Origin of the sequence: Mesorhizobium sp. M2A.F.Ca.ET.039.01.1.1, assembly GCF_003998035.1 — a bacterium.
Taxonomy (GTDB): Bacteria; Pseudomonadota; Alphaproteobacteria; order Rhizobiales; family Rhizobiaceae; genus Mesorhizobium.
This window is the reverse complement of sequence record NZ_RZRY01000251.1, coordinates 1-8,394: the sequence shown is the minus strand read 5'-3', so window position 1 is coordinate 8,394 and position 8,394 is coordinate 1. Positions and strand designations below refer to the sequence as shown.

General features: G+C 63.4%; 10 protein-coding genes. 6 read left to right on the top strand and 4 right to left on the bottom strand.

The window, feature by feature from the left end; genetic code table 11:
- Positions 1-1,129 (bottom strand): AsmA family protein (locus EOA24_RS19275; RefSeq protein ID WP_127409980.1); only part of this gene is annotated, 1,129 nt, incomplete at its 3' end.
- A 186-nt stretch (positions 1,130-1,315) separates the two neighbouring features.
- Between EOA24_RS19275 and EOA24_RS19270 the strand changes: the two genes are divergently transcribed.
- The gene (locus EOA24_RS19270; RefSeq protein WP_127409979.1) at positions 1,316-2,284 is read left to right on the top strand and encodes a Dyp-type peroxidase; all 969 of its coding nucleotides are present in this window, start codon (positions 1,316-1,318) and stop codon (positions 2,282-2,284) included.
- Between the two features lie 14 nt (positions 2,285-2,298).
- On the opposite strand, the gene EOA24_RS19265 is transcribed toward EOA24_RS19270, so the two are convergent.
- Positions 2,299-3,714, bottom strand: coding sequence for an FAD-linked oxidase C-terminal domain-containing protein (locus EOA24_RS19265; RefSeq protein WP_126082037.1), 1,416 nt, complete (start codon positions 3,712-3,714; stop codon positions 2,299-2,301).
- A 165-nt stretch (positions 3,715-3,879) separates the two neighbouring features.
- On the opposite strand from EOA24_RS19265, the gene EOA24_RS19260 reads away from it, so the two are divergent.
- Positions 3,880-4,365: a thioesterase family protein gene (locus EOA24_RS19260; protein WP_126060132.1), complete on the top strand. Its 486-nt coding sequence runs from the start codon at positions 3,880-3,882 to the stop codon at positions 4,363-4,365.
- Between the two features lie 145 nt (positions 4,366-4,510).
- Positions 4,511-4,708, top strand: coding sequence for a hypothetical protein (locus EOA24_RS19255; protein ID WP_042644109.1), 198 nt, complete (start codon positions 4,511-4,513; stop codon positions 4,706-4,708).
- 30 nt (positions 4,709-4,738) lie between these two features.
- Here the strand turns inward: EOA24_RS19255 and EOA24_RS19250 are convergent, their stop codons facing one another.
- On the bottom strand, positions 4,739-5,215 hold the full coding sequence (locus EOA24_RS19250; protein ID WP_126082036.1) for an Lrp/AsnC family transcriptional regulator: 477 nt from the start codon (positions 5,213-5,215) through the stop codon (positions 4,739-4,741).
- Positions 5,216-5,303: 88 nt separating this feature from the next.
- Between EOA24_RS19250 and EOA24_RS19245 the strand changes: the two genes are divergently transcribed.
- The 3 genes from EOA24_RS19245 to EOA24_RS19235 all read left to right on the top strand — a co-directional run bounded on the left by EOA24_RS19245 (position 5,304) and on the right by EOA24_RS19235 (position 7,948).
- Positions 5,304-6,224, top strand: coding sequence for a DMT family transporter (locus EOA24_RS19245; protein ID WP_126082035.1), 921 nt, complete (start codon positions 5,304-5,306; stop codon positions 6,222-6,224).
- A 183-nt stretch (positions 6,225-6,407) separates the two neighbouring features.
- Complete coding sequence (locus EOA24_RS19240) at positions 6,408-7,502, top strand: histidine kinase dimerization/phosphoacceptor domain -containing protein (RefSeq protein ID WP_245466997.1); 1,095 nt, start codon at positions 6,408-6,410, stop codon at positions 7,500-7,502.
- A gap of 14 nt (positions 7,503-7,516) precedes the next feature.
- Positions 7,517-7,948, top strand: coding sequence for a response regulator (locus EOA24_RS19235; protein WP_245467381.1), 432 nt, complete (start codon positions 7,517-7,519; stop codon positions 7,946-7,948).
- A gap of 11 nt (positions 7,949-7,959) precedes the next feature.
- Here the strand turns inward: EOA24_RS19235 and EOA24_RS19230 are convergent.
- A partial coding sequence (locus EOA24_RS19230; RefSeq protein ID WP_133374551.1) for a dienelactone hydrolase family protein occupies positions 7,960-8,394 on the bottom strand: 435 nt, incomplete at its 5' end.

The window sequence follows — 8,394 nt, the reverse complement described above, 5'->3', positions numbered from 1 at the left end:
TCGTGTCGCCCGCCACCACCGCCGGCAACCGCACCTCGAGCGTGCCCGGTATCGTCGGCTTCGGCATGTGCTGCAGCGTCTGCTCGAAAGCCGCGATGCGCTGATCGAGTGTGAAACCCGAACCGGCGGCTCCGCCGACGGCCTCGTCGAACTGAACCTGCGCGCCGCTGGCCTCCACGGCGAAATGCGGCTTCAGGCCGAGATCGACGGAGGCTTTGCCGTCGGCGGTATAGGGATTGTCGAGCGGCCCGGTCTCGAAGCGGAACTCGTCGACATTGAGCTTCTGGTGGTCGAGCGCGAACTTGCCGTTCAGCCGAAAGCCCGGGTCGGGCTTGCCGGTGCTGATCTTGACCGGCTGGCCGTCATTGCCACGCAGCTCGGCCGAGTTCTTGTCCGCGCCCGATATCTTGAACTGGCCGGAATAGACCGCGGCGCCCTTGACGATGCCGGCATTGCCGTCGGTCTCGATGATCAGCGGATAGGCACCGGGATCGGCTTTGAGCCTGAGCCGCATCTGGCCGTCGGCCTCGACCTTGCCGGTCGAGGCCGAGACGTCCGCGCGCAGGCCGTCGAAGCGCAGCGTTCCGTCCATGCGCCATGGACCGGTGAGCGCCTTGGCCGAAATCGTCGAGTTGATCTCGGAGACCAGATGGCTGCGTCCGCCGGCGGCATGGCGCAACTCGATCTGTCCCTCGGTCACCGTCAGCTTCTCGATGGCGATCTGACCCGGATCGAACGGCGTCGAAGGCCGGATCGCCCAATCGACGGTGCCGTCGCCGGCGACATTAATGATAGCCCTGGGGTGCACCAGCCGCATGTCGAAGATCAGCACCTCGCCGCGCAGGAAGGGGGCAAGCTCCGCATCCATGGAGAAGGTCTCGACCGTCATCGCCGGCTGGCCTTCAGGGCCGCCGGCCACCTCGACATTCGAGAAGGTCACCGAGGGAAACGGCAACAGCCGTGCCGTCGCATCGCCCTTCACCGTCACCTTGCGGCCGAGTATGGCGCTGGCCTCGCGCTCGAAATCGCCCCGATAGCCCGTCCAGTCGATGAAATACGGCACCACCAGCGCCGCGCACAGCACCAGCACGAACAGGCCACCGAAGATCACGAACAGGCGGGCGAGCATCTGTTTCCCAGGTTGAAGTCAGCCGCACTCTACCTGCATCCGCGTGTCCATAAAGAGGCAATTCAACGTGCGGCAGCCGCCAATGTCTCCAGTTGCGCGACCGCTCGTCGTCGGGATATCTCTTTTGCGAATCCCTGCCCATCCGGCCACGTCCCTGGCCGCCATACCCAACACGGAGCGTCCCCGATGTCAGGCAAGAACTGGGATAGAGTGCCCATCGACGCGCAGAGCGTCGACGCTCCGCTGTCGACAGCCGCGATTTTCCTCGTCGTCACGGTCGGCAGCGACCAGGCCGCGCTTTCGACCGCCGCCTCGGTGCTCAGCGAGCTCGACGATCTGGTCAAGAATGTCGGCTTCCGCGACCTGTCGGGCCGGCTGTCCTGCATCGCCGGCGTCGGCGTCGGGCTCTGGAACCGTTTGTCGCCCAACCGGCGGCCGCGAGAGCTGAAACCCTTCGCGACGATCGAGGGCGCGGCGCATTCGGCGCCCTCGACGCGGGGCGATCTCCTGTTCCACATCCGTGCAGAGCGGCCCGACATGTGCTTCGAATTCGAGCGCATCCTGCTGGACGCCCTTGGCGGCAGCGTGACCGTCGTCGACGAGGTCTCAGGCTTTCGCTATTTCGACGCCCGCGACCTGCTCGGCTTCGTCGACGGCACCGCGAATCCGACCGGCCTCGACCTGCCGGCCTCCGCCTTGGTCGGCGACGAGGACGGCGACTTTGCCGGCGGCAGCTACGTCGTCGTGCAGAAATACCTGCACAACATGGCGGCCTGGAAAGAAACGCCGACCCACGTTCAGGAAGAGATCATCGGCCGCACCAAGATCGACAACATCGAGATCGATGACGACGACAAGCCGCGCAAGTCGCACAAGTCTCTGGCCACGATCGAGGACGACGCCGGCAATGAATACGATATTTTGCGCGACAACATGCCGTTCGGTCGTCCCGGGCAGAACGAGTTCGGCACCTATTTCATCGGCTACACGCGCTATCTGTGGGTGATCGAAAAGATGCTGCAGCGCATGTATGTCGGCGAGCCGCCCGGCGCCTATGACCGGCTGCTCGACTTCTCCACCCCGCACACCGGCACGACCTTTTTCGCGCCGACGCGGCCCATGCTGCAGAAGCTGGTCGAAGGCGCGGCGGAATAGACCGGGGCGGCGCGTTACCCCGCCGCCGGCAGAATCTTGCCGGGATTCATGATGTTGAGCGGGTCGAGCGCCTGCTTGATCGTGCGCATGACGTCGACGCCATGGCCGAGCTCGTGGCGGAGGAAACCGACCTTGCCCTGGCCGATGCCGTGCTCGCCGGTGCAGGTTCCTTCCATGGCGATCGCGCGCATGTTGAGCCTGGCGACGAATTGTTCGGCAAGCGCGATCTCGGCCGGGTTGTCGACATCCATCAGCACCAGCACGTGGAAATTGCCGTCGCCGGCATGGCCGACGATCGGCGCGATCAGTCCCATCTCGGCGATGTCGGCTTCGGTTTCGGTGACGCATTCGGCAAGCCGCGAGATCGGCACGCAGACATCGGTCGACAGGCCCTTGGCGCCGGGGCGCAGCGTCAGCGACGACCAATAGGCGTCGTGCCGCGCCTTCCAGAGCTTGGTCCGCTCTTCCGCGACGCTGGTCCACAGGAACGGCCCGCCGCCATTCTCCTTCGCGATCATGCCGAACGTCTCGGCCTGTTCGGCCACGCCCGCATCGCTGCCGTGGAACTCGACGAAGAGGCACGGACTCTCCGGATAGTCGAGCTTGGAATAATTCTTCATCGCCCGCATCTGCAGCGCGTTGACCAGCTCGATGCGCGCCACTGGAATGCCCATTTGGATGGTCGCGATCACCGTGTTGCACGCCGCCTCCAAGCTCGGAAAGGGGCACACGCCGCCGGAGATCGCCTGCGGAATGCCCTGAAGCCGGAGCGTCAGCGAGGTGATGATGCCGAGCGTGCCTTCCGAGCCGACCAAGAGCCGGGTCAGGTCGTAGCCGGCCGAGCTTTTCTTCGCCCGCTTGCCGGTCGTCACTGTCTCGCCGTCGGCCATGACAGCGGTGAGCGACAGCACATTTTCCCGCATCGTGCCGTAGCGCACCGCGTTGGTGCCCGAGGCCCTGGTCGCCGCCATGCCGCCCAGCGAGGCATTGGCGCCAGGATCGATCGGAAAGAACAGGCCGGTGTCGCGCAGATACCTGTTGAGGTCCTCGCGCGTCACGCCGGGCTCGATCGTGCAGTCGAGGTCCTGCGGATTGACGGCGAGGATCCGGTTCATGCGCGAGGTGTCGATCGAAATGCCGCCGCCCGGCGCATTGGTGTGGCCCTCGAGCGAGGAGCCGACGCCGAAGGCGATCACCGGCACGCGGTGGGCAGCGCAGGCGCGCACGATCTCCTGCACGTCCTCGGTCGTTTCGACGAAGGCGACGCCGTCCGGCGCCTGGGTCGGGATATAAGTGGTGGTGTGCGCGTGCTGGCCGCGTATCGCCTCGCCGGTCTGGAAGCGCTCGCCGAAGCGCTGCTTGAGGATGCCGAGCACCGCGGCGATGCCTTCCTCGTTGCGTTCGACGGGATTGAGGTCGCTCAAAGCCATGAATTCCTCCGCGAATGGACCAGCGGCCACTCTTGATATGCAGCTATGGATGATGCCTAAAGCAATTCCAGGAAAAGTGTGAAGCGGTTTTCCGTCCGGAATTGCGCCGGAACAAAGAGAACCTCACCCGCCACGCCCTGTCCAGCGACGATCAAGGAAAATCAGATGACCATCCCCGCCCCCTTCATTTCCGACCCGATGGACATCGAGAAGGACTGGATCGACTATAACGGCCATCTCAACATGGCCTATTACAACGTGCTGTTCGACCGCTGTTCGGATGTCGCCTTCGAGATGATGGGCATGGGGCCGAACTACGCAAGGGATCGCCGCCTCACCATCTACACGGCGGAAGTCCATGTCTGCTATGTCCAGGAACTGCACCTCGACCACAAGGTGAAGGTCTCGTTCCAGCTTATCGACCACGATGAGAAGCGGCTCAGGGCCTATCAGGAAATCCGCCATGTCGACGGCTGGTTGGCCGCGACCTCCGAGCAGCTTGCGCTGCATGTCGACATGGCCGGGCCGCGGGTCGCCCCCTTCCCGGCCGACGTGATGGCGAAGGTCGAAGCCATGCGCGCCGCCCATGCGGCGCTGCCGATGCCCGAGCGCGCCGGGCGCTCGATCGGCATCAAGCGCAAGAGCGCTTGAAAACCCCCGCGCCCGCGTTAACCTTACCAAGGTTTTAACGTGAACAAGTCGCTTGAGTCCGTTGAACGACTCAGTGACGCGTTTGAAAACCGCCGTACCGGGTTTGCGCGCGGGCGGCTGGCGGAATGCGGTGCGAGGACAGTGCATGAAAACCGATATCAAGGTCGAGGTGGAGCGCTTGGCGGCCGATCCACGCATCACCGACTATGATTTCTGGCGATCGCTGAAGAACGTCGACAACGAGATCTTCCACATCGCCAACAACAATGAACCCATCCCGTTCGACATGATCCGCTGGCGCGCGATTCTGACCCAGGCGCGCATGCGGCGCGGCCACGCCTGATTCGTCCCCTCCGCCCGTCATCCTGCCCCGTCACTTTTGCCTGAACCCGCCCAGCGGCGAGCGCGGCTCGACCGGTGACGATTGGATGATGGCCGTGTTGGTCATCGCATAGGGAATGATCCGGTCGATCACCCGCTCGAGCTCGCTCACCGAGCCGACATGGGCGAGCGCGATGAAGCAATCCTCGCCGGTGACCCGGTCGCATTGCGCGATCTCCGGTAGCTCGCGAATGATATCTGCCACGACGGAAAGCTGTCCCGGCACCGGCCTGATTCTCAGCCATGCCGACAGCTTCATGCCGAGCGCGGACGGGTTGATCCTGACCGTATAGGCCTCGATCACACCGTTCTCCTGCAGCTTGCGGAGGCGCTCCGCCACGCTCGGCGCCGACAGCCCGACCGCGCGCGCCAGTTCCGCCGTGCTGATGCGCGCGTCCTTTTCCAGGAGCCGCAGGATCTTCAGGTCCACGGCGTCCAGGTCGGCATCTTCATTTCGAAGGTTTTTCAATATTTTTGCCTTCCATTGGAATCCAGAATGACAAAAGGCGCGCCGATCGCACATATTAGTTATGCATTTCGCCTGCGATAATGCGCCCATGACCAGCCAAACGCAAACTCCAGCTGCAAACCGGGCCGCCGGCAGAACCGACGCCCCGCGCCCCCTCCTTGCCCTCGGGGGATTGGCCAATGCGCTGCCGCCGCATGTCTGGTTCTGCATCAGCGCCGTGTTCCACTATCTCGGACCGGCTTTCGCGGTGCTGCTTTTCGACCAGGTCGGCGTGCTCGGCATGGCCTGGCTGCGCATCGCCACCGCCGCTCTCATCTTCGCCCCATTGACCAGGCCCTGGCGCGTCTTTGCGCGCGCCGACCGCGCTCAGCGACTGCTTTTGCTGGCCTTCGGCGCCTGTCTGGCGGTGATGAACTGCTCGTTCTATCTGGCGCTCGACCGCCTGCCGATCTCGCTGGTGGCGGCGATCGAATTCGTCGGCACGATCGGGGTCGCGCTGGTCGGCCTGCGCAGCCGGCGCAATTTTGCCGCGCTGGCTGTCGCGGTCATCGGCACCTTGCTGCTTATCGACGTGAAATGGTCGAGCGATCCACTCGGCCTGTTCTGGGCCTCTCTCAACGGCGCTCTGTTCGTCGGCTATATCGTGATCGGCCATCGCGTCGCCCAGGCAGGCCTCGCCATTGCCGGCCTCGGCGCCGCCATGGCGATCGCGTTCCTCGTCGTGTTGCCCATCGGCTTCCGCGAGGCGCTGCCCGCCTTCTCGTCGCCGCAACTGCTTGTCGCGGCGATCGGCGTCGGCGTCTGCTCCTCGGTCATCCCCTATGTCTGCGACCAGCTCGCCATGGCGAGGCTGCCGCGCGCGAGCTTCGCGCTGATGCTGTCGCTCCTGCCGCTCACGGCAACATTGATCGGCGTCATCGTGCTCCGCCAGGTGCCGAGCGTCATCGACTGTGTAGGTATCGCAATGGTGATCGCCGGCGTCGCCATGCATCGGCCCAGAGCCGTGTAGATCTCAAAGTGATTTCCACGCAGGAACTTAGAAGAACTCCGGTTTTGTTCCTTCACTTTTCCTGTCTGCGTCAACAAACCTGCGATTGAACCAATTCCAAGTCTGCGCCGTTGTCGCGGCGGTCAAGGCTTGGAGTTATCAATGGACGGGAAACACACAAGGGAAGCACCAGACGCCTGGCACATGACTGACAGTCTTCATGTCGAGCATGGCAAAGGCGACCCATTCGCGGCGGCCATTCGGGCAACGCGTATGTCGATGCTTATCACCGACCCGCGCAAACCGGACAACCCGATCGTCTTCGTCAACGATTCGTTCCTTCGGCTGACGGGCTATGCACGCGAAGAGGTCATGGGCAGGAACTGCCGCTTCCTGCAAGGACCGGAGACAGATCCGGCTGCCATCGCGGAACTTCGCACGGCGGTGGCCGTGGGCAACGACATCAGCATCGACATTTTGAACTATCGCAAGGACGGTTCCACCTTCTGGAATGCGCTCTACATCAGCCCCGTCTACAACGACAAAGGTGAGCTTTTGTTTTTCTTCGCCTCGCAACTCGATGTCTCCGACCGCAAGCACTCCGAGCAGCGCATCGTAGCCGACAAGCAGCGCTTCGAAGAGGCGGTAAAGGAGCGGACCAGAGAGCTCGAAGCTGCGCTCGAAACGCAGACCGCGCTGCTCCATGAGGTCGACCACCGGGTGAAGAATAATCTTCAGATGATCTCGTCCCTCATCCTGATGCAGCGCCGCATGATCAAGGATGAGGCCGTCAAGGACACCCTCGCGACGATGCTGGAACGCATAGAAGCGCTGAGCACCGTACATCGCCGACTCTACCAGTCGAAGGATGTAAGCAGGTTCGATGTCTCCGACTTCGCCAGGGACCTTGTCTCGGATCTGCTTGCAGCATCCGGCAGATCGCAGATCAGTTCGAAACTGGACCTGGAGCCGATCGTCGTTCCTGCCGACAAGGCAACGCCGGTGGCGCTGATTGTGAACGAGCTTGTCACCAATGCGTTGAAGCATGCCTTCAAGGACGAGACGACGCCCGGCAGCATCGGCGTCAAGATGAGCCAACCGGACGGGCACCTCATCATTGAAGTTTCCGACGACGGCGTCGGCATGGACGGGAACGCCGGTGACGGTTCCTTCGGTATGCGCCTTATCCGGCAACTCGGGCGCCAGCTTCGTGCCGATGTCGAGTGGCGGAACGCAAGTCCGGGCACGCGAGTTTTTATCAAAATGCCGAACGAAGCGCAGAAAAGGGACATCTCGTGAGCCAGCCGTTGAAAGTGCTCATCGTCGAAGACGAGGCCCTGCTTGCCATGGAATTGGAGAGCCTGATCGAGGAGGCGGGCCACCGGGTCGTCGGCTGGGCCATGTCGTCGGATGAAGCAAAGGCCATGGTCGATACCGAACGCGCCGACATCGCGTTCGTGGACATTCATCTGTCGGACGGCCCGACAGGAGTCAAGGTTGCCGAGCACGTAAGTCAGTCGGATCAGCCGATGGTCGTGTTCATGACCGCGAATCCGAGACGCATTCCTGAGAACTTCGCCGGCGCGGTTGGCGTCATATCGAAGCCCTATACCATGAACGGGCTGATGTCGGCCCTGCGCTATCTGCACGAAGGCATGCGCCGCCCGCCTCCGGCGTCGGCGCCGCCCGCTGGCTTCACGCTGTCGCCCGACTTTGCAGCGGTTTGGGCGCCGGCGGTTGCCTGACGCGCGAAGCGTCAGGCCAGCTTCTCCTTCAGAAACGCCACTGTCCGGCCCCAGGCGAGATCGGCGGCTTTCTTGTCGTAGCGCGCGGCCGAGGTGTCGTTGTTGAAGGCGTGGTTGGCGCCCTCATAGACATAGACCTTGTATTCGACATGCGCGGCGTCGAGCGCTTTGCTGTAGGCATCGATGCCGGCATTGGTCCGGCTGTCGAGACCGGCATAGTGAAGGAGCAGCGGCGCCTTGATCTTCGCGGCATACTCGGCCTTGGGCTGCATGCCATAATAGGCGACGCCGGCGCTGAGATCGAGCGCATGGACGGCAAGCTGGTTCACCGCGCCGCCGCCCCAGCAGAAGCCGACCGCCCCGACCTTGCCGTTGCCGTCCTTGAGGCTCTTGAGATAAGCGACCGTCGCCACGCCGTCTGCCGCGACCTGGGCGGGGTCGAGCTT